Annotated in this window: 26 protein-coding genes; 8 read left to right on the forward strand and 18 right to left on the reverse strand. The window is 71.3% G+C overall.

The features are described 5' to 3' along the window. Positions 1-49: 49 nt before the first annotated feature. From infB to AC4BGC_RS11875, 3 genes are all read right to left on the reverse strand, one after another. A complete protein-coding gene (gene infB, locus AC4BGC_RS11865; RefSeq protein WP_490555925.1) occupies positions 50-2,995 on the reverse strand; it encodes a translation initiation factor IF-2 in 2,946 nt (981 codons plus the stop codon). A 122-nt stretch (positions 2,996-3,117) separates the two neighbouring features. Continuing rightward, positions 3,118-3,474, reverse strand: coding sequence for a YlxR family protein (locus AC4BGC_RS11870; protein ID WP_490555926.1), 357 nt, complete (start codon positions 3,472-3,474; stop codon positions 3,118-3,120). An 11-nt stretch (positions 3,475-3,485) separates the two neighbouring features. Continuing rightward, a complete protein-coding gene (locus AC4BGC_RS11875) occupies positions 3,486-4,121 on the reverse strand; it encodes a TetR/AcrR family transcriptional regulator (RefSeq protein ID WP_490555928.1) in 636 nt (211 codons plus the stop codon). A 142-nt stretch (positions 4,122-4,263) separates the two neighbouring features. On the opposite strand from AC4BGC_RS11875, the gene AC4BGC_RS11880 reads away from it, so the two are divergent. Continuing rightward, entirely contained in the window at positions 4,264-5,355 is a 1,092-nt protein-coding gene (locus AC4BGC_RS11880; protein WP_490555929.1) for a class I SAM-dependent methyltransferase, read from the forward strand. A gap of 13 nt (positions 5,356-5,368) precedes the next feature. Here AC4BGC_RS11880 and nusA read toward each other — a convergent pair whose 3' ends face one another. Beyond that, a complete protein-coding gene (gene nusA, locus AC4BGC_RS11885; protein ID WP_490548254.1) occupies positions 5,369-6,361 on the reverse strand; it encodes a transcription termination factor NusA in 993 nt (330 codons plus the stop codon). Continuing rightward, complete coding sequence (gene rimP / locus AC4BGC_RS11890; protein WP_490548252.1) at positions 6,362-6,829, reverse strand: ribosome maturation factor RimP; 468 nt, start codon at positions 6,827-6,829, stop codon at positions 6,362-6,364. It abuts the gene before it with no gap. Positions 6,830-6,938: 109 nt separating this feature from the next. Here rimP and AC4BGC_RS11895 point away from each other — a divergent pair, with 109 nt between their 5' ends. From AC4BGC_RS11895 to AC4BGC_RS11905, 3 genes are read left to right on the forward strand one after another with little or no spacing between them, the layout of a single operon-like run. Then, on the forward strand, positions 6,939-7,472 hold the full coding sequence (locus AC4BGC_RS11895; RefSeq protein ID WP_490555931.1) for a hypothetical protein: 534 nt from the start codon (positions 6,939-6,941) through the stop codon (positions 7,470-7,472). Continuing rightward, positions 7,472-7,891 carry a ferritin-like domain-containing protein gene (locus AC4BGC_RS11900; RefSeq protein WP_490555933.1) on the forward strand — a complete coding sequence of 140 codons (420 nt, stop codon included), beginning with the start codon at positions 7,472-7,474 and terminating at the stop codon, positions 7,889-7,891. Before AC4BGC_RS11895 ends, AC4BGC_RS11900 begins: the two co-directional genes overlap by 1 nt. A gap of 59 nt (positions 7,892-7,950) precedes the next feature. Next, a complete protein-coding gene (locus AC4BGC_RS11905; protein ID WP_490548249.1) occupies positions 7,951-8,307 on the forward strand; it encodes an HNH endonuclease in 357 nt (118 codons plus the stop codon). A 4-nt stretch (positions 8,308-8,311) separates the two neighbouring features. Here the strand turns inward: AC4BGC_RS11905 and AC4BGC_RS11910 are convergent, their stop codons facing one another. Together AC4BGC_RS11910 and AC4BGC_RS11915 are read right to left on the reverse strand one after the other, a co-directional pair. Further along, positions 8,312-9,001 carry an HAD family hydrolase gene (locus AC4BGC_RS11910; protein ID WP_490555935.1) on the reverse strand — a complete coding sequence of 230 codons (690 nt, stop codon included), beginning with the start codon at positions 8,999-9,001 and terminating at the stop codon, positions 8,312-8,314. 29 nt (positions 9,002-9,030) lie between these two features. Next, positions 9,031-9,261 carry a hypothetical protein gene (locus tag AC4BGC_RS11915; protein ID WP_490555937.1) on the reverse strand — a complete coding sequence of 77 codons (231 nt, stop codon included), beginning with the start codon at positions 9,259-9,261 and terminating at the stop codon, positions 9,031-9,033. A gap of 75 nt (positions 9,262-9,336) precedes the next feature. Between AC4BGC_RS11915 and AC4BGC_RS11920 the strand changes: the two genes are divergently transcribed. Further along, entirely contained in the window at positions 9,337-10,038 is a 702-nt protein-coding gene (locus AC4BGC_RS11920) for a hypothetical protein (protein ID WP_490555938.1), read from the forward strand. After that, entirely contained in the window at positions 10,025-10,618 is a 594-nt protein-coding gene (locus tag AC4BGC_RS11925; RefSeq protein ID WP_490555940.1) for a TetR/AcrR family transcriptional regulator, read from the forward strand. Before AC4BGC_RS11920 ends, AC4BGC_RS11925 begins: the two co-directional genes overlap by 14 nt. Before the next feature lie 15 nt (positions 10,619-10,633). Here the strand turns inward: AC4BGC_RS11925 and AC4BGC_RS11930 are convergent, their stop codons facing one another. Beyond that, positions 10,634-12,400, reverse strand: coding sequence for a proline--tRNA ligase (locus tag AC4BGC_RS11930; RefSeq protein WP_490555942.1), 1,767 nt, complete (start codon positions 12,398-12,400; stop codon positions 10,634-10,636). 89 nt (positions 12,401-12,489) lie between these two features. On the opposite strand from AC4BGC_RS11930, the gene AC4BGC_RS11935 reads away from it, so the two are divergent. After that, positions 12,490-13,125, forward strand: a complete 636-nt coding sequence (locus AC4BGC_RS11935) for a nucleoside/nucleotide kinase family protein (RefSeq protein WP_490555944.1) — start codon at positions 12,490-12,492, stop codon at positions 13,123-13,125. 99 nt (positions 13,126-13,224) lie between these two features. Here AC4BGC_RS11935 and AC4BGC_RS11940 read toward each other — a convergent pair whose 3' ends face one another. Both AC4BGC_RS11940 and AC4BGC_RS11945 read right to left on the reverse strand, forming a co-directional pair. Then, complete coding sequence (locus AC4BGC_RS11940; RefSeq protein ID WP_490555945.1) at positions 13,225-13,593, reverse strand: DoxX family protein; 369 nt, start codon at positions 13,591-13,593, stop codon at positions 13,225-13,227. Positions 13,594-13,612: 19 nt separating this feature from the next. Next, positions 13,613-14,458 (reverse strand): GNAT family N-acetyltransferase, encoded by an 846-nt coding sequence (locus tag AC4BGC_RS11945; protein WP_490555947.1) that lies wholly within the window; start codon positions 14,456-14,458, stop codon positions 13,613-13,615. Positions 14,459-14,528: 70 nt separating this feature from the next. On the opposite strand from AC4BGC_RS11945, the gene AC4BGC_RS11950 reads away from it, so the two are divergent. After that, a complete protein-coding gene (locus AC4BGC_RS11950) occupies positions 14,529-15,284 on the forward strand; it encodes a hypothetical protein (protein WP_490555949.1) in 756 nt (251 codons plus the stop codon). Positions 15,285-15,300: 16 nt separating this feature from the next. On the opposite strand, the gene ispG is transcribed toward AC4BGC_RS11950, so the two are convergent. The 8 genes from ispG to AC4BGC_RS11990 all read right to left on the reverse strand — a co-directional run bounded on the left by ispG (position 15,301) and on the right by AC4BGC_RS11990 (position 22,506). Beyond that, a complete protein-coding gene (gene ispG, locus AC4BGC_RS11955; protein ID WP_490557180.1) occupies positions 15,301-16,431 on the reverse strand; it encodes a flavodoxin-dependent (E)-4-hydroxy-3-methylbut-2-enyl-diphosphate synthase in 1,131 nt (376 codons plus the stop codon). Positions 16,432-16,478: 47 nt separating this feature from the next. Continuing rightward, complete coding sequence (locus AC4BGC_RS11960) at positions 16,479-17,795, reverse strand: M50 family metallopeptidase (RefSeq protein ID WP_490555950.1); 1,317 nt, start codon at positions 17,793-17,795, stop codon at positions 16,479-16,481. A gap of 10 nt (positions 17,796-17,805) precedes the next feature. Beyond that, positions 17,806-18,924, reverse strand: a complete 1,119-nt coding sequence (locus tag AC4BGC_RS11965) for a 1-deoxy-D-xylulose-5-phosphate reductoisomerase (protein WP_490555952.1) — start codon at positions 18,922-18,924, stop codon at positions 17,806-17,808. A gap of 35 nt (positions 18,925-18,959) precedes the next feature. Then, on the reverse strand, positions 18,960-19,478 hold the full coding sequence (locus AC4BGC_RS11970; RefSeq protein ID WP_490555954.1) for an AMP-binding protein: 519 nt from the start codon (positions 19,476-19,478) through the stop codon (positions 18,960-18,962). A gap of 34 nt (positions 19,479-19,512) precedes the next feature. Beyond that, positions 19,513-20,517, reverse strand: coding sequence for an adenylate/guanylate cyclase domain-containing protein (locus tag AC4BGC_RS11975; protein ID WP_490555956.1), 1,005 nt, complete (start codon positions 20,515-20,517; stop codon positions 19,513-19,515). A 4-nt stretch (positions 20,518-20,521) separates the two neighbouring features. Beyond that, positions 20,522-20,932 carry a Crp/Fnr family transcriptional regulator gene (locus AC4BGC_RS11980; protein WP_490548231.1) on the reverse strand — a complete coding sequence of 137 codons (411 nt, stop codon included), beginning with the start codon at positions 20,930-20,932 and terminating at the stop codon, positions 20,522-20,524. A gap of 86 nt (positions 20,933-21,018) precedes the next feature. Beyond that, complete coding sequence (gene rlmN / locus AC4BGC_RS11985; protein WP_490555957.1) at positions 21,019-22,143, reverse strand: dual-specificity RNA methyltransferase RlmN; 1,125 nt, start codon at positions 22,141-22,143, stop codon at positions 21,019-21,021. Between the two features lie 90 nt (positions 22,144-22,233). Beyond that, positions 22,234-22,506 (reverse strand): hypothetical protein, encoded by a 273-nt coding sequence (locus AC4BGC_RS11990; protein ID WP_490555958.1) that lies wholly within the window; start codon positions 22,504-22,506, stop codon positions 22,234-22,236. Between the last annotated feature and the right edge of the window lie 53 nt (positions 22,507-22,559).

The following is a 22,559-nucleotide window of genomic DNA, read 5'->3' on the forward strand; positions in this document are numbered from 1 at the left end:
CGAGCGGTCGGGGGCCGCCCCAAACAAGGGCGACCCCCGATCACAGGACTCAGGTGCGCGGGATCTCCTTCATCTCGAAGGCCTCGACGATGTCGCCCTCCTTGATGTCGTTGAACCCACGGAGCACCAGACCACACTCGAAGCCCTCGCGGACCTCGGAGGCGTCGTCCTTCTCGCGCTTCAGGGAGGCCAGGTCGAGGTTGTCGGCCACGACCTTCCCGTCGCGGAGCAGGCGCACCTTGGCGTTGCGGCGGATCAGGCCGCTGGTGACCATGCAGCCGGCGATGTTTCCGATCTTGGAGCTGCGGAAGATCGCGCGGATCTCCGCCTGGCCCAGGGTCCGCTCCTCGTACTCGGGCTTGAGCATGCCCTTGAGCGCGGCCTCGATCTCCTCGATGGCCTGGTAGATCACCGAGTAGTACCGGATCTCCACACCCTCGCGGTCGGCCATCTCGGTCGCCTTGCCCTGCGGGCGAACGTTGAACCCGATGATGATCGCGTCGGAGGCGGCCGCCAGGTCGACGTTGGTCTCGGTGATCGCACCGACACCGCGGTCGATGACGCGCAGCGACACCTCGTCGCCGACGTCGATCTTGGCCAGCGCGTCCTCGAGTGCCTCGACAGAACCGGAGACGTCGCCCTTCAGGATCAGGTTGAGGTCCGGGACCGCACCCTTCTCCATCGAAGCCATGAAGTCTTCCAGGCTGCGGCGCACGCGACGCTTGGCCTGCATGGCCGCACGCTCACGCGACTCACGCCGCTCGGCGATCTGACGCGCGATCCGGTCGTCCTCGACCACGATGAAGTTCTGGCCCGCACCGGGAACACCGGACAGACCGAGCACCATCGCGGGCCGCGACGGGTCCGCCTGCTCGATGGTCTCGCCGTGCTCGTCGAGCATGGCGCGCACCCGGCCGTACGCCGGACCCGCCACGATCGAGTCGCCGACGCGGAGCGTTCCGCGCTGGACGAGGATCGTCGCCACCGGTCCGCGACCGCGGTCCAGGTGTGCCTCGATGACGAGGCCCTGGGCGTCCTGGTCGGGGTTGGCCCGCAGGTCGAGCGAGGCGTCCGCAGTCAGCACGACCGCCTCGAGCAGCTTGTCCAGGTTCAGGTGCGACTTGGCCGAGACGTCGACGAACATGACGTCGCCGCCGTACTCCTCGGGCACCAGGCCGTACTCGGTCAGCTGGCCGCGGACCTTGGTCGGGTCGGCGTCCGGCTTGTCGATCTTGTTCACCGCGACCACGATCGGGACACCGGCGGCCTTGGCGTGGTTGAGCGCCTCGACCGTCTGCGGCATCACACCGTCATCTGCGGCCACGACGAGCACCGCGATGTCGGTCGCCTGGGCACCACGAGCACGCATGGCGGTGAACGCCTCGTGACCCGGGGTGTCGATCAGCGTGATCGTGCGCTCGTCGCCGTCGACCTCGGTGCGGACCTGGTAGGCGCCGATGTGCTGGGTGATCCCACCGGCCTCCTTCTCCACGACGTTGGCCGTGCGCAGTGCGTCGAGGAGCTTGGTCTTTCCGTGGTCGACGTGACCCATGACGGTCACGACCGGCGGACGTGCGACCAGCGACTCCTCGTCGCCCTCGTCCGACCCGAACTGCAGGTCGAAGGAGTCGAGCAGCTCGCGGTCCTCGTCCTCGGGGGAGACGACCTCGACGGTGTAGTTGAGCTCCTCACCGAGCAGCTGCAGGGTCGCGTCGTTGACCGACTCGGTCGCGGTGACCATCTCGCCCAGGTGGAACAGCATCTGCACCAGCGAGGCGGGGTCGACGCCGATCTTCTCGGCGAAGTCGGTCAGCGAGGCGCCCCGGGCCAGGCGAACGGTCTCGCCGTTGCCCTTGCGGACGCGCATGCCGCCGATGGTCGGAGCTTCCATCTGCTCGAACTCTTGACGACGCGCGCGCTTGGACTTGCGTCCCCGTCGCGAAGGGCCACCGGGACGACCGAAGGCGCCCTGGGTGCTGCCGCGCTGGCCGGGACGACCGCGTCCGGGACCACCCGGGCGACCGCCCGGGGCTCCGCCCGGCGAACCGCCGGGACCACCGCTCATGCCGGGGGCACCGCCACCGAACCCGCCGCGGCCGGGAGGGCCACCACGGGCGGGAGCGCCGCCGGGGCCGCCACGGGCACCGCCGGGGCCACCACGAGCGCCACCGGGGCCACCACGAGCACCGCCGGGGCCACCACCGAAGGCAGCCGGGGACTTCGGCATCATCGCCGGGTTCGGACGGGGCATGCCGTCGCGCGCCGCGGCCGGGCGCGGCGGACGCTGGTCGTTCGCACCGGGGGCAGCAGGAGCCGCGCCACCGGGAGCCGCGGGCGGCGCACCGGGAGCGGGCGCCGGGCGGCTGCCCATGCCCTGGGTCGAGGAGAACGGGTTGTTGCCGGGGCGAGGAGCGCCGGGGCGGGCCGGGCGGGGCCCGGGCTTGAAGCCCGATCCCGCACTGGCGGCGGGCGCAGCCGGCTCTCCGCCGTCGGCGTCCGGTTCCGCGGCCGGCTGGGCCGGCGTCTCGGGAGCCGCCTCGGCAGCGGGCTTCGCTGCCTCGGGCTGGACGGGCTCGACGACCTCGGGCTCGGGCTCGGGGACCGCCTGGACCCGCGGACGGGGGCCAGGGGTGAACCGGGGCGCAGCGGGCTCGGCCTTGGCCGCGGGCTGCGCGACCTCGGGCTGCTCGGCCGGTACGGCGGCGGGCGCCTCCGGGGCGTCGGCCTGGGCCGGCGCGGCAGCCCCGTTCGTCGCCTCGGCCGGCTCTGCGGCGGGCGCGGCGGGGGCCTTCTTGGCCGCCTTCTTCGCTGCCTTGGCCTCGGCCTTGGCGGCGAGGTCGGCACCGTAGGTGTCGTTGAAGCGCTTTTCGACGAGGGGGTTGATGCCGGACGACGGCGCCTTCACGAACTCGCCGAGGTCCCCAAGGAGGCCGATGACCTCCTTGCTGGGAACGCCGTACTTCTTAGCCAGATCACTGACTCGGGTGTTTGCCACGTATTTCCTCCTGGTCCGTACCGACCCAGAAGGGCAGCGGACCGCTAGTTGATGTGCATGCTCATCGCGAAGTTCTCATCGCAGGCTCATGAGCTGATGCTCCAGTTCTTGTAGGCGCTTGACTAAGACGAATCTTGCTCGAGTTGCTGTCCTGCCTCGTCGAGATGCTCTCTCAACCGCTCGAGGCTCAGTGCTCCCCGGACCCTGGCATCATGCCGCAGAGCCCGCGAGAAGGCACGTTTGCGCTCGGCGAGCGACAGACATCGGGCAGTGGGGTGCAGGTGCGCCCCACGTCCAGGTGCGGTGCCGTTCGGGTCGGGTACGGCGAACCAGGACCCGGACTGCGATCCCTGGGTGTTCTCCGCGTCCGTCCCTGCGACGATCCGCAGCAACTCACGCTTGGTGGCCCGCTTCCGGCACCCGATGCACGTCCGTATGGGACTGTCGGAGTGCGTCGAGATGTCCAGTCGCGAATCCACCGGAACCCACTCTACCGGGGCGGCGCCCCAGAACCGAACCCGGTGAAGGTGAGCGCGAGCTGCGCCCGGAACAGGCGCAGCTGGGCGACCATCACACCGGGGTCCCCCACCGCCCGGGAGACGACGAGCCCTCCCTCGAAGACCACGTTGACCGAGTCGGCCAGCGCGTCGAGGTCGACGCCCTTCGCCGGGGCCCGGGTGAGCGCGATCTCCCCCAGCTTGGCGCGCAGGCGCCGGCGCCAGGCGAGCATCGCCTCGGCGAGCACCTCGAGGGTCTCGGGAGCGAACATCCCCGCCTGGTAGGTGTACGCCGCGAACAGGCAGCCCGGCATCTCCCCGGCCGAGCTCTCCGCCTCCTCGATGAAGAACCCGACGAACAGGTCCAGCTGCTGCAGCGGGTCCTCCACCAGCCGCTCGGCCCGGCCGAGCTTCTCCTCGAGGTGGCGGGCATCGCCCTCGGCCCACCGCCTGATCAGCGCGTCCCCGAGGTCCTGCTTGGAGTCGAAGTGGTGGAAGAAGGCCCCCTTGGTCGTCCCGGCCGCCTCGACGATCCGGTCCACGGGCGCCCCGGCGAACCCGCGCTCGAAGGTGAGTCGCTCCGCGGCGTCGAGGATCGCGGTGCGGGTCGGCGTGCCGTCGCGTGGCATCTGACCTCCTGGACCATCTGGTCGGTTAGGAGTGCCCAGCCTACCCAGCAGAGCACCTCGCACGGTCCAGACCGGCCTTGCCCAGGCGTGGGATCAGGCGCAGTGTCGTTCCATACCAATCAGTCTGTAACTGGAGGTTGCCATGAGCGTGCAGCAGCAGCAGGTCGACGAGAACCGGCTCGAGCAGGCCCTCGACCGCCTCGTCCGGGTCGTCAACGACGCCTCCCTGGCCCTGATGATCTCCCTGGGGCACCGCACCGGGCTGTTCACCGCCCTGGCCGGTCGCGGGCCGGTGGACAGCGCGGGCCTCGCCGAGGCGGCCGGGCTCCAGGAGCGCTACGTCCGGGAGTGGCTGGGCGCGATGACCGTCGGCAGGATCACCCATCACGACCCGGCGACGGCGACGTACTGGCTGGACGCGGAGCACGCCGCCCTGCTCACCGGCAGCGGTGGGCTCAACGTGGCGGCGACCGCGCAGTTCGTCCCGGTCCTCGCCGGCGTGGAGGACCGACTGGTGGAGTGCTTCCGCGAGGGTGGCGGCGTCGCCTACGAGGAGTTCCCACGGTTCCACGAGGTGATGGAGGCCGACTCGGAGCAGACGGTGCTCGCCGCGCTGGAGGAGGAGATCCTGCCGCTGGTGCCGGGGCTGAGCGAGCGGCTGCGCGCGGGCATCGACGTGCTCGACGTCGGCTGCGGCCGCGGGCGGGCCCTGCAGCAGCTCGCCGCAGCCTTCCCGGCGTCCCGGTTCACCGGCCTCGACCTCTCCCCCGACGCGATCGCGCACGCGGAGGGCGGCTCCTCCGGACTCGACAACCTCCGGTTCCTGGTCGGGGACGCCACCTTGCTCGGTGACCTGTGGCCGGCGCGGAGCTTCGACCTGGTGACCACCTTCGACGCCGTCCACGACCAGGCGCACCCGGCGCGAGTGCTGGCCGGGATCAGCGGCCTGCTCCGCGAGGAGGGCACCTACCTCGCCCAGGACATCAACACCTCGGGCTCGCACCACGGGGACCTCGACCACCCACTGGGGGCGTTCCTGTACACGATCTCGTGCATGCACTGCATGACCGTGTCACTGGCCCAGGGCGGCGACGGGCTGGGCGCCGCGTGGGGCCGGCCGATGGCCGAGCAGATGCTGGCGGGCGCCGGGTTCTCCGTACGCGCCCACCAGCTCCCGCACGACGACCAGAACCTGTACTACGTGTGCACCCGACCCCCGGAGGGGACCGGGTGAGCGGGGCCACGGGTCAGGCGGCGGGCGTGTTCGGGGCGACCGGCGCCTCGTCGGAGCGGATGTCGATCCGCCAGCCGGTCAACCGGGCGGCGAGCCTCGCGTTCTGGCCCTCCTTGCCGATCGCCAGCGAGAGCTGGAAGTCGGGCACCACGACGCGTGCCGAGCGGGAGGCCTCGTCGACGACGGTCACGCTGGAGACCCGTGCGGGGCTCAGCGCGTTGCCGACCAGGCGGGCCGGGTCGTCGGACCAGTCGATGATGTCGATCTTCTCGCCGTGCAGCTCGTTCATCACGGCGCGCACGCGCTGGCCCATCGGGCCGATGCAGGAGCCCTTCGCGTTCACGCCGGGCACGTTGGACCGCACCGCGATCTTGGTGCGGTGGCCGGCCTCGCGGGCGATGCCCATGATCTCCACGGTGCCGTCGGCGATCTCGGGGACCTCGAGGGCGAAGAGCTTCTTGACCAGGCTGGGGTGGGTGCGCGAGAGCATCACCTGAGGACCGCGCATGCCCTTGCGGACGCTGATCACCAGGCACTTGATCCGGGTGCCGTGCGAGTAGTCCTCGTCGGGCACCCGCTCCCCCGCGGGCAGCAGCGCCTCGAGCTTGCCGAGGTCCACCATCACGTCGTCGGGGTTGCGGCCCTGCTGGATCAGCCCGGAGACGATGTCGCCCTCCTTGCCGGCGAACTCACCGAACTTGCGCTCGTCCTCGGCGTCGCGCAGCCGCTGCAGCATGATCTGCTTCGCGGTGGTCGCGGCGATCCGACCGAACCCCTCGGGGGTGTCCTCGAACTCGCCGACGACGTTGCCGTCCTCGTCGAGCTCCTGGGCCATCACCGTGACGTGGCCGGTCTTGCGGTCCAGCGCGATGCGGGCGTTCTCCTGGCCTTCGTGCGACTTGTGGTACGCCGTCAGCAAGGCCTGCTCGATGGCCTCGACCAGCACCTCGAAGGAGATCTCCTTCTCCCGCTCGAGCATGCGCAGGATGCTCATGTCGATGTCCATCTAGTCGGTCTCCTTCTTGAACTCGATCTGGACCTTGGCCTTCTTCACCACGGCGTACTCGACCCGCTGCTCGGTGCCCTCGACGTCGAGGACGGCGCCTTCGTCGTCGGTGGTGATGATCCGGCCGGTCACGGGCTCCCCTTCGGGGAGGACCACCTTGACCAGTCGTCCAGTGTTGCGTCGCCAGTGGCGGGGAAGGGTGAGCGGTCGCTCGACCCCGGGCGAGGAGACCTCGAGGGTGTAGGGCCGCTCGCCCATGACGGTGCTCTCGTCCAGCACGCGGGAAACCTCTCGGGTGGCGTCGGCGATGTCATCCATCGTGACTCCGCCGTCCTTGTCGATGGCCACCCGGAGGACGCTGCGCTTGCCGGCAGTGGTCAGGTCCACGGCCTCGAGGTCGAGCCCCAGCTCCCCGAGGGGACCGGTGAGCTCCTCAGCCAGGCGATCTCTGGTGTCCGCGACGGGCATCTGTGCCAGGCCTCCCTGCTGTGTTGTTGTGGTCCGCTCAGCCTAGCGCCACTCGCCACGACCTCCGACCATTCCGGGGCCCGGGGCCGACCAGCCCTAGGATTCCCCCGTGGTCGACTCCCCCGCACTGCGTACCGCCCTCGGCGGCAGCTCCGTCTCGCGGCGGTCGCTGATCGCCCTCGCGGTGGCGGGCACGGCCGGGGTCGTCGCCAGCGGGTGCAGCGTGGACAACCCCGTCGACGACGAAGCGCCCGCGCGGCCCGCCGAGCTCGCACCCGACGTCGCGGTGGCCACCAGCGCCCTCGCCGAGATCCGCGCGGTCAGCGCCGCGGTGGCGGGCACGGTGACGCGGTTCCCCGCCCTCCGCCCGCAGCTCGCCGCGCTGGCGCAGATGCACCAGGCCCACGAGAAGACGCTGGTCGACGCGGTCCCGACACGGGCCCAGGCGTCAGCGAGCGCGACCCCGGCGCCGTACGCCGTCCCCCGCCGCCGCGAGCCGGCCCTGGCCCAGCTGCGCAGGCGGGAGCAGCGGCTGCACGACAGCCTCGCCGAGCTGGCCGTGCGCGCGGAGAGCGGCGACTTCGCCCGCCTGCTCGCGAGCATGGGCGCGGGCGTCACCCAGCGACTCGCGGTGTGGTCCTGATGACCCCGGTGGAGGCGTTGCAGAAGGCGCTCGCCGCGGAGCACGCGGCGGTGCACGTCTACGGACTGCTCGGCGCGCAGTCCTCGAAGTCGCGACAGCCGGAGCTGTTCACCCGGCTCGACCAGGCCTACGGCGACCACCGGGCCGCCCGCGATCACCTCACCGTGCTCGTGGCGGCGCAGGACGCGGACCCGGTCGCGGCGGAGCCCGACTACGAGGCCCCCGGGCCGACCTCCACCCCCGACCAGATCATGGACGTGGCCCGCACCATCGAGCAGCGCGTCACCCGCACCTACGCCGAGGTGGTGGCGAACACCGCCGGCACCGAACGCCGCTGGGCGATCACCGCCCTGGACTCCAGCGCCCTGCGCGAGATCGCCTTCGGTGTCCCCCCGAGCAACTTCCCCGGCCTCACCTGAGTCACCAGCTCGCGCGCGCCGGGCGCCGGCTCGGGCGAGCAGTTGCCTACGCTGACGCGGTGCCGATCGACCGGAGTCGCAGGGGACGGGCCGTGCGGAAGCGCAAGCGCCGGATGGCCGCCGTGGAGCACGACCTCAGCGACGAGCAGTGGAGTGCGCTGAAGCAGGCCTGGGGCGGCTGCGCCTACTGCGGTGCGAGTGACAAGCCCCTACAGCGCGACTGCGTGCAGGCCCTCTCCCGGGGTGGGCGCTACACGCTGGCCAACCTCGCGCCCGCCTGCGGCTCCTGCAACGCCAGCAAGTGCAACGACGAGGTGACCGGCTGGCTGCGGCGCAAGCGGCTCGACGAGCGCGCCTTCCTGGTCCGGCACGTGGAGATCCAAGCGGCTCTCGCGCTCCGGTTCGCGACCGACTGACCTCTCAGAGCCCGAGCAGCCCGGGGATCTCGACGAGCTCGTGGGCGACCGCGTTGGGGACCCCTACGGAGTGGCCGACCTGCTCGACGGGGATCACGCTGTGCGGGATGTGGATCGCCCTCAGCCCGGCGTTGCGAGCACCCCAGATGTCGTCGTAGAGCCGGTCACCGACGTAGACGCAGCGACCGGGCTCGGTGGCCCCGACGGCGTCCATCGCCGCCGCGAACGCCTCCGGCGACGGCTTCGTCCACGGCACCTCGCTGGTGTAGACGGCGCCGTCGATCAGGTCCAGCACCCCGTCGCGGCGGAACCAGTCCTCGTGCCAGTCGCGTGGCCAGATCGTGTTGGAGAGCACCCCGACCCGGATCCCCCGCTCGCGAAGCGTGGTGAACAACGGCTCGACCTGGGCGTCCGTGGTGGTGTGCGGCTCCCAGAACTCGCGGTAGTGGCCGAGCAGCTCGGGGTCGTGGGCGAGACCCGCCTCGGCGAACAGATCGGCCAGGGTGGAGCTCTGCTGGTGGTCGCGGCTGCGGCCCCAGATCACCTGGTTGGCGCGGTGCAGGGCCTCGACGTGCAGCTCGGGACCGCCCTCGGTCGCGACCACGGCGTGCGCCAGGGCCAGCGCCTCGGCATGGAAGTCGATGTCGTGCCACTGGGTCAGCGTGCCGCCCCAGTCGAAGATCACCGCGTCCACGCCACTCCTCCTCATCGGGCGCCCGCTCATCACGGGAGGTCCTGCGCACGCAGCGCCCTGCCACCACCCGGCGCCTCGGCGACCCGCAGCCGCGCTTCCTGGGGAGCATCGGTCCGGTCGCCGTTCTGTCCGGCGACGGCCAGCAGCAGCGGACCGTCCGCAGCCAGCGCCTCGGGCACGGCGCCCTCGGGCTGACCGGGCTCGAGCGCCGCCCGCAGCCGATCGTTGCGCGCCGCAGGGTGGGTGACTGTCTGTTGCATGGCCAGACCCTAGGGGCAGCCGGCTACGACGCGCCCTCTGGTCAATAATAGAGTGCTTGCTCTATTATTGACTGGGTGAAGACGAGCACCTACACGCTGCGTGACCGGGGCACCGACCTGGTGATCGAGACCTCGGTCGCGCGCGGGGAGAAGCGACCCAACCGGGCGCGCCTCCTCGTGGACGGCGTCGAGGTGGACGCCGGGGACGCCGAAGAGATCGGCCACGTGGACCTCGGCCAGGAGTCCGGACACCCTTCCCGGGTGACCTGGTGGTGGGTCGGGCGCGTCGCCGGCTGCGCCCGCGTGGAGCCGGGACACGGCGACGTACGCCGCCGCAGCGTCCCCTTCGCTCCCCCACCCGGCACCCGGGCCGCGAGGCTGCACGCGTGGGGTGAGGCACACCCGAACCTCTACGCCGCCCGGCACGTGGTCATCAACGTCGGCGGCACGCTCCTCGCGATCCTGGGCGTGAGCGCGCTGCTCCGGGCCCTGATCCCCGTCATCGACCTCGGCTGGTTGCCCGATGTGGACATCAACGCTCCGAAGTGGTTGGAGTACCTCGACCCGGGCCGCTACCTCGCACCCCTGTTCCAGTGGGTGCCGCCCCTGATCGACTGGCTGCTGGGGTGGATCCCCAACGTGGACCTCGGCTGGTGGAAGTACGTGATCGGCTTCCTGTTCGCGGTCTCGATCGCCGTGCAGGAGACCCGGCGACGCAAGCGGGTCACCGGGGAACGACGAGCCGCCGAGGGGGAGGACACTGATGAGAACCGTTGACCCCGCCCGCCATGCGGCCCGACGAGCAGCGATCCAGGACGCCGCCGCGGTCGTCTTCGCCGAGCGCGGCTACACCGGCGCCACGACCGCACAGATCTGCCGCGCAGCCGGGATCGGGTCGGGCACGCTGTTCCACTACTTCGGCGACAAGCGGTCGATCATGCTGGCGATCTTCGCCGAGGACGCGACCGTCAACAACGAGTTCATCGCGACCCTCGACGAGGACCACGCGATCGACGAGACGTGGCGCCTGCTCGCCCACCTGTGCCGCGACGCGGGTGACCCCTACGCTCCCGGCCTGGTGGGGGCGATGCTGCAGCTCGCCGTCAACGACGAGGAGTTCTCGGAGATGCTCGATGCGGGCGACGCACGGGTGCGCGCCGCGTTCGCGCGTCTGGTAGCACGCGCGGCCGCAGATGGGCAAGCCGACCCGGGGATCGACCCCGAGCGCGCGGGCCGGTGGCTGCTCGGCCTGGTGGACACGCTCTACCTGATGTCCGGCGACGCCGGGTTCGACGCGGACGCGGAGGTGGCCGAGCTGCGCCGGATCGTGGAGCGCTACCTCGCGCCGCGTGGGTGACGCGAGCGGCCCACGCTAGGAGCGCACCACCGCGACCAGGTGGTCGACCGCGTCGCCGACCGCGACCTCCTCGCGCTCCCCCGAGCGCCGGTCCTTGACCTCGATGTTGCCGTCCGCGAGTCCGCGCCCGACGGTGACGATCGTGGGTACGCCGATCAGCTCGGCGTCCTTGAACTTCACCCCGGGGCTGACCTTGGGCCGGTCGTCGTAGAGGACCTCGAGGCCGCGCGAGGACAGGTCCTCGGCGAGCTGGGCCGCGGCCTCGAAGATCGCCGGGTCCTTGCCGGTGGCGACGATGTGGACGTCCGCCGGGGCCACCTCGCGGGGCCAGATCAGGCCCAGCTCGTCGTGGTTGTCCTCCGCGATCACCGGGACCGCGCGCGAGACGCCGATGCCGTAGGAGCCCATCGTCACCGTGACGAGCTTGCCGTTCTCGTCGAGCACCTTCAGGTCCAGCGCCTCGGCGTACTTGCGGCCGAGCTGGAAGATGTGGCCCATCTCGATGCCGCGGGCGGTCGCGAGCTCACCGGACTCGCAGTTGGGGCACGGGTCGCCGTCACGGACCTCGGCGGCCTCGATGGTGCCGTCGGGGGTGAAGTCGCGGCCCACGACCAGGTCGAGCACGTGGCTGCCGGGCACGTCGGCGCCGGTGACCCAGCGGGTGCCCTCGACGATCCGGGGGTCGACGAGGTAGCGGATGCCGCTGCTCGAGGACTCGCCCAGCGCGGCGGGGCCGATGTAGCCCTTGACCAGCGAGGGGTGCTTGGCGAACTCGACCTCGTCCATCGCCTCGATCTCGGTGGGCTCCATCATCCCCTCGAGCCGCTTCTGGTCGACGTCGCGGTCACCGGGCAGCCCGATGGCCAGCGGCTCACGGGTGCCGTCGGCGTGCTTGAGCACGACCAGCACGTTCTTGAGGGTGTCGCCCGCGTGCCAGGGCCGGTCCTCGCGGGGCTGGTGCTCGTTGAGGTGGGCGACCAGGGTCGCGATCGTCGGGGTGTCCGGCGTCTTCTCCACGTGCGCGGCGGGCGCGTCGTCGTACGCCACCGGAGCGGGGGGCCGCACCTGGACCGCCTCGACGTTCGCGGCGTAGTCGCAGCTGGTGCACCGCACGTAGGTGTCCTCGCCGACGGGGCTGCTCGCCAGGAACTCCTCGGACTTGGAGCCGCCCATGGCACCGCTGGTGGCCTTGACGATCACGTAGTCGAACCCGAGACGGTCGAAGGTCTTCACGTACGCCGCACGGTGGGCGGCGTACGACGCGTCGAGGCCCTCGTCGGTGGTGTCGAAGGAGTAGGAGTCCTTCATCACGAACTCGCGTCCGCGGATCAGGCCCGCGCGAGGACGCGCCTCGTCGCGGTACTTGGTCTGGATCTGGTAGAGCCAGACCGGCAGGTCCTTGTAGGAGCTGTAGAGGTCCTTGACCACGAGGGTGAACATCTCCTCGTGGGTCGGCCCGAGGAGGTAGTCGCCGCCCTTGCGGTCCTTGAGCCGGAAGATGCCGTCGCCGTAGTCGGTCCAGCGGCCGGTCGCCTCGTAGGGCTCCCGGGGAAGCAGCGCGGGGAACTGCAGCTCCTGGGCGCCGATGGCGTCCATCTCGTCGCGGACGATCTGCTCGACCTTCTTGAAGACCCGCAGGCCCAGCGGCAGCCAGGAGTAGATGCCGGGTGCCGCCCGCCGGATGTAGCCGGCGCGGACGAGCAGCCGGTGGCTCGGGACCTCGGCGTCCACCGGGTCCTCGCGGAGGGTGCGGACGAACAGCTTGGACATACGAAGGATCACCGGGACAGGCTATCCGCGCCGGGCACGGTCCTCCGACCCGGTTGTGCCAGCACTCCCCCACGGACCGGACCACGCCTACGCTCACGCCCATGGACCTCGACGCCCTGGCCGAGCGGGCCCGCGCCCTGGCCGACAGCCGATCGGGGCGCGGGAGAGCGCTGCTGGGCCTGACCGGTCCCCCGGGCGCCGGGAAGTCGACGCTCGCCGAGGCACTGGTGGACCTGCTGGCGCAGCGCCACGACGAGCAGGCCGTGATCGTGCCGATGGACGGCTTCCACCTGCACGACGACGAGCTCGCCCGTCTCGGGCGGAGCGAGCGCAAGGGGGCGCCGGACACCTTCGACGTGCACGGCTACCTCGCCACCCTGCGACGGCTGCACGCGGAGACCACGCACCCGGTCTACGTCCCCCGGTTCGACCGCACCCGCGAGGAGTCCGTGGCCGGGGCCATCGCGGTCCTGCCCGAGCACCGGCTGGTGGTCACCGAGGGCAACTACCTGCTGCACAGCGACGGCGCATGGGCGCAGGTGCGGCCGCTGCTCGACGAGGTGTGGTTCGTGGAGGTGGACGAGTCGCTGCGCGTGGACCGGCTGGTCTCACGCCACGTCGCCCATGGAAAGGACCCCGGGTCCGCCCGGCACTGGGCGACGGTCTCGGACCAGGCCAACGCCGAGGTCGTCGCCCCTACCCGGGAGCGCGCCGACCTGGTGGTGCAGGTGGCCTAGGGCAGCGAGCGATCCGGATAGTCCGAGACGTTCCCGTTCCCATTCGGGCGAATTCACGACGGGAACGTCTCGGACTATCCGGCTCTGACGTGGGTGGACCTAGTCCCTGCCCGCGCGCCAGGCTGCCCGGATCATCGGGAGCTGGAGCGGGAGCCTTGCCAGGGTCAGGGCCTGGGCGGTCCGGTTGTTCGAGCGCAGGGCATCGCCGGCCATCTTCAGGTTGGCAGGGAAGACCCCCACCAGCAGGGCGGTGCTGGCGACCCCGGCCAGGCGGCGGGTGCGCGGGTACAGCATCCCGGCGGCACAGACCAGCTCGGCCACCCCACTGGCCAGGATCAGCTCGCGGTGGGCCGGGAGCGCCTTGGGCATCGCGGGGGCGAAGGTCCGGGGACGGACCAGGTGCACGGTGCCGGAGACGAGGAAGGCGCCGACGACGACGCGGGCGTCCACGGGGAGGGAGGAGGTCATCGCCGAAGGCTAGCCGCGCTCAGAACATCAAGGTGGCGAAGGCGCCGGCCTGTGAGAAGCCGACCCGCTTGTACGCCGCCCGCGCCGGGGTGTTGTGCGCGTTGACGTAGAGCGAGACCGTGGGCGCGATCTCGCGCAGGCAGGTCTCCACGACGGCCGCCATCCCGGCAGCACCGAGGCCCTGTCCGCGGGCCGCCGGGTCGACGTACACGCCCTGGATCTGACAGGCGCTCGGGGTCGCGCAGGCCACCTCGGCCTTGAACAGCACCTTGCCGTCCTCGATCCGCGAGAACGACCACCCGCGACCGATCAGCTGGTTGACCCGGGCCCGGTAGAGGTCCCGGCCACCGTCGACCTCCGGGGAGACGCCGACCTCCTCGGTGTACATCGCCACACAGGCGGGATAGAGGATCTCGGCCTCGGCCCTCGTCGTACGACGCACCAGCGGGTCGGGCCTCAGCAGCGGAGGCGTGCTGGTCACCAGGTGGGGCTGGTCCCAGCGCAGGTCCCGGGGGGCGGGCCAGTGCTCCCGCAGGCCTTCCCACAGCATCGCCACCGCGTCCTGGGGGCCCACGATCGTCGAGCTCCGCTGGACGGTGCGCGCCGCCCGTTCCGCGAACGCGGCACACGCGACCGCGGAGGCGTTCACCGGCACGAGGTTGGCGCCGACGTGGCACAGCGAGACCAGCCGGCCGTCCTCGGCGTACCCCCACATCTCACCGCCGAGCCAGCGGGTGTCGAGCTGGGTGATCCGGGTGCGGTAGTCGACGAACACGTTGGTGACCGGGTCCAGCGCGATCAGCGCCAGGGCCTCGGCGACATCACCGGGTCCCAGCACTCGAACGCTCTCGCTGGTCCGGACCACGCGGGGAGCCTACGACACAAGTCCCCCTCGTTCACCGCCGCGCGGCCCGCTGTGGGTCTACGGTGCCTGCATGCCCCAGAGCTGCCTGAGCGCCAGCGTCCGGATCCGCCCGGTTCACCTCGGCGTACGCCGCCCGTCCCTGGCTGCCGGGGTCCTGGTCACGCTCCTGCTCGGCCTGGCCGCGTGCGGCAGCGACACCGGGTCGGACGAGCCGGAGCCGCCCAGCCGGGCGGCCCTGGACTGTCGCGAGAAGTGGTCGGACCTGGAGCCGAAGGTCCAGGAGCCGGACGCAACGAGCACCCCCTCGGACCTCGCCTCCCGGTGGAACAGCGTCAGCGCCACCGTCGCGCACTACTCCGGGGCCGCGGGAAGCAAGGACTGCGGCGAGACGCTCGAGGAGCAGGAGGAGGCAATCGACGCGCTGGCCGCGTTCGGTGACCGGGTCGCACCCTTCGACATGGAGGCCCGGCTCGACCAGGTCAGGAGCGGTGCGCAGGAGTACGCCGCAGCGCCGCGGCCGACTCCCCCGTCCCCGAGCCCGGCCAAGGGGAAGAAGCCCGCCAAGGCGCCCCGGAACACCGCCCCGAGGCCCGCAGCGGTCGCAGCGGCCCTGAAGGTGCTCACCGAGCAGGCACCGCTGGCGAGCGGGCAGCAGGCGCCGGGCTGGCGGCAGGCCGGCGCGATCGATCTCGATGATCCGGCCGCCGTGGCCAAGGCGGTCAAGGACCTGGCGTTCCTGTCCTCGCAGAGCGAGGCCTACCTGGCGTGCACCACCGCGTTGACCACGATCCAGGCCGCGGCGCTCGCCGCAGCAGCCGCGGACTGAGCCTGCCGGGAGCCGGTCAGGAGATGCTGACCTGGGCGGTCGCGCCCTCCTCGGCCTCCATGCCCTCGGCGATCCGCATCGCCTCCTCGATCAGGGTCTCCACGATCATCGACTCCGGAACGGTCTTGATCACCTCGCCCTTGACGAAGATCTGGCCCTTCCCGTTGCCGGACGCGACCCCGAGGTCGGCCTCGCGGGCCTCACCGGGCCCGTTGACCACGCAGCCCATCACCGCGACCCGCAGCGGGACCTCGAGTCCCTCGAGCCCGGCGGTCACCTGCTCGGCCAGCGTGTAGACGTCGACCTGGGCGCGGCCGCAGGAGGGGCAGGAGACGATCTCGAGCTTGCGCGGGCGCAGGTTCAGCGACTGCAGGATCTGGATGCCGACCTTCACCTCCTCGACCGGGGGCGCGGACAGCGAGACGCGGATCGTGTCGCCGATGCCCCGGCTGAGCAGGGCGCCGAACGCGGTGGCGGACTTGATCGTGCCCTGGAAGGCAGGACCGGCCTCGGTGACCCCGAGGTGCAGCGGCCAGTCGCCGGCCTCGGCGAGGAGCTCGTAGGCGCGCACCATCACGACGGGGTCGTTGTGCTTGACCGAGATCTTGAAGTCGTGGAAGTCGTGCTCCTCGAACAGCGAGGCCTCCCAGACGGCCGACTCGACGAGCGCCTCGGGGGTGGCCTTGCCGTACTTCTCCATCACCCGCTTGTCCAGCGAACCGGCGTTGACCCCGATCCGGATGGAGGTGCCGTGGTCCTTGGCGGCCGCGGCGATCTCCTTGATCTGGTCGTCGAACTTCTTGATGTTGCCCGGGTTCACCCGTACGGCGGCACAACCGGCCTCGATCGCGGCGAACACGTACTTGGGCTGGAAGTGGATGTCGGCGATCACCGGGATCTGCGACTTCTGCGCGATCGCGGGCAGCGCCTCGGCGTCGTCGGCCGAGGGGCAGGCGACGCGGACGATGTCACAGCCCGATGCCGTCAGCTCCGCGATCTGCTGCAGCGTCGCGTTCACGTCGGAGGTCAGCGTGGTGGTCATCGACTGCACCGAGACCGGGTGCTCGCTGCCGACACCGACCTTGCCCACCTGGATCTGGCGGGTCTTGCGGCGTGGGGCCAGCACCGGAGGCGGAGCCTCGGGCATGCCGAGCGATACCGAAGTCAATTGCGTCTTCTTCCTTCTGGGTCGGACTACGTGAGCGAGACCGGCGCCACGATGTCGGCGAAGATCAGCACGACGCTCATCACCAGGATGAGCCCCGCCATCACATAGGTCACTGGTAGCAGTTTCGCACTGTCGACCGGACCTGGGTCGGGCCGGTTCAGCAGCTTGGCGAACCCGCGGCGGATCGCCTCGTAGAGCGTGGTCGCGATCCCGCCACCGTCGAACGGCGGCAGCGGCACCAGGTTGATCAGTCCGAGGAACAGGTTCAGCCCGGCCAGGAGCAGCAGCAGGGAGAAGAACCGGCTCGGGACCGAGTTCTCGTCCATGGAGGCCATCTCCCCGGCGACCCGGCCGGCGCCGACCACGCTCATCGGGCCCTCGGGGTCGCGCTCCTCGAGGCCCACCGAGGCGCGCGCGACGTGGTAGAGCTTCACCGGCAGCGTGCCGATCGCCTTGAGCGTGGCCCAGGTGCCGTCGACCATCGTGGTGACGACGTAGCCGGGTCCCTGCCGCTCCCTGACCTGCTCGGGCACCACGCCGAGGAAGCCCGCCTTGGTGATCTTCTCCGGGTCGTCGGGGTTCGGCCGGGTGGACACGACGGTGGTGGGGTGGAGGGTCCGCTCGGCGCCGTCGCGCTCGACCACCACGCTGGCGGTCTTGTCGCCGTTGGCGCGGATCTCGCGCTGGATCTGCTCCCACGAGTCGATCCGGTGCCCGTTGAAGGACACGATCCGGTCGCCCGGCTCGAACCCCGCCGCCTTGGCAGGCGCGACCGGGTCCTGGGCCGTGCACGTGCGCTGCGGCTGGTCGGCGTTCGCCTCGGTGACCGCGATCACGCACTGGGAGACGCCGCTGATCTTGGTCGTGGGCGTGGGGATGCCGTAGCCCATGAACACCACGCCGAAGAGCAGGAACGCGATGACGAGGTTGATCGCCACCCCGGAGCCCATGATGATCACCCGCTGCCACCAGGGCTTGTTGTAGAACAGCCGGTCGTGGTCGTGGGGATCGACGAGCTCGTACTCGGCGGTCCGGACGTCACTGACCAGCTGGGCGAACATCCCGGTGTTGCGGTCGCGCACCATCGAGGGATCCTCGTCGGGAGCAGGCGGGACCATCCCGATCAGCTTGCAGTAGCCACCGAGCGGGATCGCCTTCACGCCGTACTCGGTCTCGCCCCGGCGCGTGGACCACAGGGTGCGGCCGAAGCCGACGAAGAACTGGGTGACCTTGACGTTGAACAGCTTGCCCGGGATCAGGTGACCCATCTCGTGCAGGCCGATCGAGACCGCGACACCCACGGCGAAGACGAGTACGCCGAGCACATACATCAGCACGGTCATGTCGGGGTGCTCATCGGGTGGGGTCCTTCAGTGCTTGGAGGGTCTCCGCGCGTGCCCAGGCATCAGCGGCCAGCACGTCATCGACGGTGAGTTCTCGCGCAGATCCTACGTCGTGGGTGATGGCGGCGTGCCGCTCCAGAACCCGGCCCACCGTGTCGACGATGTCGACGAAGGCGAGCCGGCCGGTGCGGAAGGCATCCACGCACACCTCGTTGGCCGCGTTGTAGACCGCCGGGGCGGTGCCGCCCCGCTCCCCCGCTGCGCGCGCGAGGCGTACGGCGGGGAACGCCTCGTCGTCGAGGGGGAAGAACTCCCACGTCTGGGGGCGTGACCAGTCGACGGGCGGGGCGGTCTCCGGGACGCGGTCGGGCCACGCCAGGCCGAGGGCGATCGGGATCAGCATCGTGGGCGGGCTCGCCTGGGCCAACGTGGAGCCGTCGGTGAACTCGACCATCGAGTGCACCACGCTGGTCGGGTGCACCACGACCTCGATGCGGTCGAAGGGGATGTCGAAGAGCAGGTGCGCCTCGATCACCTCGAGGCCCTTGTTGACCAGGGTGGCGGAGTTGATCGTGACCACCGGGCCCATGTCCCAGGTGGGGTGGTTCAACGCCTCCTCGGGCGTCACCTCTGCCAGCTCCTCGCGGGTGCGCCCGCGGAACGGCCCCCCGCTCGCGGTGAGCACCAGGCGGCGTACCTCCTCGGCGCGGCCGCCGCGCAGGCACTGCGCGAGCGCGCTGTGCTCGCTGTCCACGGGCACGATCTGACCCGGTGCGGCCATCGCCGTGACCACGGGACCGCCGATGATCAGCGACTCCTTGTTGGCCAGCGCCAGCGTGTTGCCCGCCTCCAGCGCCGCCACCGTGGGGCGCAGGCCCACGGCGCCGGTGATGCCGTTGAGCACCACGTCGCAGGCCAGGCCGGCGGCCTCGGTGGAGGCGTCCTCCCCCAGCCCGGAGTACGCCGGGGCGAACTCGGCCACCTGCTGCTCGAAGAGCTGCTCCTGGGAGCCTCCCGCGGTCAGCCCGACCACCCGGAACCTGTCGGGGTTGGCCCGGACGACGTCGAGCGCCTGGGTGCCGATGGACCCGGTCGACCCGAGGATGACGATGTCGCGGCGCTCACTCACCGCGTCAGTCTCTCAGCAGGTCCGCGGCGATCGGCTCAGACCTGCAGCAGCAGCCGCAGCTCGGCCGCGTCGTACGGCGCGGCCGAGGCGGCCAGCACCTCGATCTGCTCGGCGACGCTCCGCTCCGGGGAGTACGCCGCCTCCGGGCTCAGCACGCGGCACGCCGCGGGGTCGGTGCGCCCGGCGCGGATCATCGTGTCCCACTCCAGGTCCGGGTCCTGGACGTCCTCGCCGCGCACCACCCGCGGCCGCCCACTGTCGGGGACCTCGGAGCCGGCGGAGGCGAGCACGACCGCGGCGTCGGGGGCGTCGGTGGTCCGCACCACACCGCCGACCCGGGCCGCGGCGAGTGCGGCGACCACCGCGTCCTCGTCGGAGTCGAGGTCGATGACCACCGAGGATCCTGGCTCCACCCCGAGTGCGGCGAGCACCCCGCCCAGCGCCGCCACCTCCTCGAGCAGGCGGGCGTGGGTCATCGTGCCCATCACCGGGTCGTCGAAGCGCCCGGCGATCACGGCGGCGTCGAGCAGGGCGAAGCTGACGTTCGGGGTCATGGCTGCAGGCTAGATCAGCCCCTGTCACGCCAGATCAGCCCGCTGGGTCCTTGCGGCGCAGCGCCCAGGGCTCCAGCCGGCGGTAGCCCTTGACCGAGGCGCGCCGTACCCGGCGCAGCTGGAACTCCTCGCTGTCCTGCAGCTGGTCAGCCAGGCCACGGTCGACCAGCACCCGGCTGGGGCGGACCGTCGAGGTCAGCCGTGAGGCCACGTTCACCACCGGGCCGAGCACGTCACCGAGGCGCGCCAGGGCGGGTCCCCAGGCCAGGCCCACCCGGACCTCGGGGAAGCGGTCGTCGCGGCCGGACTCCTCGGCCAGCTCGAGCCCGATGGCGGCGATCGCCTCGGGCCGGTCGGCGACGAAGAGCAGCTCGTCACCGATGCTCTTGATGATCCGGCCACCGTGGGCGGTGATGATCTCCAGGGAGCGCTCCTCGAAGTGGTCGACCAGCTGGCCGATCTCGGTGCGGGTCAGGGAGCGGCTCTGGCGGGTGTAGCCGACGATGTCGGCGAACCCCACGCCCATCGTGGTTCCGGAGTCGTCCCCGACGGCCTCCTCGTCCTCGTCCTGGGGGGCGGCCAGGAGCAGCCTCGCCGCCGCCGCGAGGACGTGCCGGCGCCAGACGTAGTTCTGCAGGGACTCCACGGCCGGGGTGACCTCGTCCATCACCTCGCGGAGCTCGTCGAGGCTCATCGCGTCGGGGTCGACGACCTTCGCCAGCAGCCCCATCTGCCACTCCGCGAGGCGGGCGAAGCTGCGGCCAAGGGTACGCACCAGCGCGGCCTCGTCCTCGGGGCCGATCATCCCGACCGAGAGCAGCTGCTCGGTCAGCCGCAGGGCCTCGAGGTCGGCCGAGGTGAACGCCGGGACATCGGCGCCGACCGCGCTGAACCCCAGCGAGCGCCAGCGCAGGCGGGCCTCCTCGAAGGAGATCCCCAGCTCGTCGGCGAGCTGCTGACCGGTCAGCGAGGGCTCCTCGCCCAGCAGGAAGACCTCGAGACGGTCGACCAGCTCGCGACGATCTCGACGCTCCGGCACCGGCTCAGGCCTTGGACTCGCCCAGCCGGTCGCTGGTGGTCCCGCGCAGGGCCTCGCCGAAGGCGGGCACCTCGTCGAGCAGCTCGGTGAGCGACTCCTTGGTGAAGTGGATGACCTCCACCGGGGTCAGGCTGACCACGCTCGCGGAACGCAGCTTGTGTCCCACGATGGCCATCTCGCCGATGACGTCGCCGGGACCGAGGCGCGCCACCTCCTCCTTGCCCTTGCGGACCGCGACCTCGCCGTCCACGATCAGGTAGGCCTTGTCGCCGGGGGTCTTCTCCCAGATCAGCGACCAGTCGGCCGGCAGGCGCAGGTGGCGACCCTTCTTGATCACCGTCTTGAGGTCCTTGTCGCTCAGGTCCTCGAGCCGATTGAGCTTCTTGAGCTGGGCCGGCTGCGGCTCTTCGGCCATCTGGGACTCCTCATCAGGGCGGTTTGGTCGGGAGCATCCTCCCGTCAACCCCACCCGGTGTCCACCAGGCCACGGCCCGGCCGGACTCAGCCCTCGGCTGCCAGCTGGCCGCAGGCCCCGTCGATCTCGCGGCCACGGGTGTCGCGGACCGTGGTGGAGATGCCCTTGGCCTCGAGGCGGCGCACGAACTCGCGCTCGTCGGCGGGGTCGCTCGCGGTCCACTTCGAACCGGGAGTGGGGTTCAGCGGGATCAGGTTCACGTGCACCCAGCCCCAGTCGCCGTAGGAGTTCAGCACGTCGCCGAGCAGGTCGGCGCGCCAGGCCTGGTCGTTGATGTCGCGCATCATGGCGTACTCGATCGAGACCCGGCGCTTGGTCACCTTGGCGTAGTTCCAGGCGGCCTCGACGGTCTCCCCCACCTTCCAGCGGGTGTTGATCGGGACCAGCTCGTCGCGCAGCTCGTCGTCGGGGGCGTGCAGGCTCAGCGCGAGGGTCACCGGGATGCCCTCGGTGGCGAGCTGGTTGATCCTCGGGACCAGTCCGACGGTGCTCACGGTGATGCCGCGGGCCGACATCCCGAGACCGTCCGGAGCCGGGTCGGTGAGCCGTCGTACGGCGCCGATGACCGCCTTGTAGTTGGCCATCGGCTCGCCCATGCCCATGAAGACCACGTTGGAGATCCGGCCGGGTCCTCCGGCCACCTCGCCGCGGGCCAGCGACCGGGCGCCGGCCACCACCTGCTCGACGATCTCGGCGGTGGACATGTTGCGCTGCAGGCCACCCTGGCCGGTGGCGCAGAACGGGCAGGCCATCCCACAGCCGGCCTGGCTGGAGACGCAGATCGTGGTGCGGCCCGGGTAGCGCATCAGCACCGACTCCACGAGCGCGCCGTCGAAGAGCTTCCACAGCGTCTTGCGAGTGGTGCCCTTGTCGGCCTCCTGCGTCTTCAGCGCCGTCATCAGGTGCGGCAGCAGCCCCTCCACCAGCTCGGCGCGCTGGCCGGCGGGCAGGTCGGTCATCAGCTCCGGGTCGTCGACCAGGCGCGAGAAGTAGTGCGTGGAGAGCTGGCGTGCCCGGAACCCGGGCAGACCGAGCTCCTCGAGCCGCGCCTTGCGCTCGGCCGGGGTCAGGTCGGCGAGGTGACGCGGAGGCTTGCCGCGCCCCTTGGGCTCCTCGAAGACGAGGGGAAGGGTCTTGATCGGTTCAGTCACAACCGCCCCATCCTCCCATCCGCGGGGCCCCGGCCACCAATCGTGGCGCCACGACTCCCCCGGATGCTCCGCCCGGCCCGGGCACCAGGCTCAGTTGTAGCTGTTCACCAGGGCCGCGAAGAGCACCACGCACGCGCCGGCGGCGAGGATGAGCAGGATCGCCGTCCCGGCCAGGAGCCCCAGCGCGAACCACCGGGTCCGTTCCACCACGACCATTGTGATGAACCCGCCGAACAGCGCCAACCCGAGCACGGCGTTGATCAGCGAACCGGCACCGTAGTCGCCCCCCAGTGCGTAGGCGAGCTGGGACAGGCCCCCCGAGACCAGGGCGACCACGATCCAGGCGGGGATGGCCAGCAGCACCCCGATCCAGAACCTCCACGTGTTCGAGTGCCCGCCGGCCGGGCCCCCGGGCG

This window comes from Nocardioides sp. Z38_18 (genome assembly GCF_058215695.1).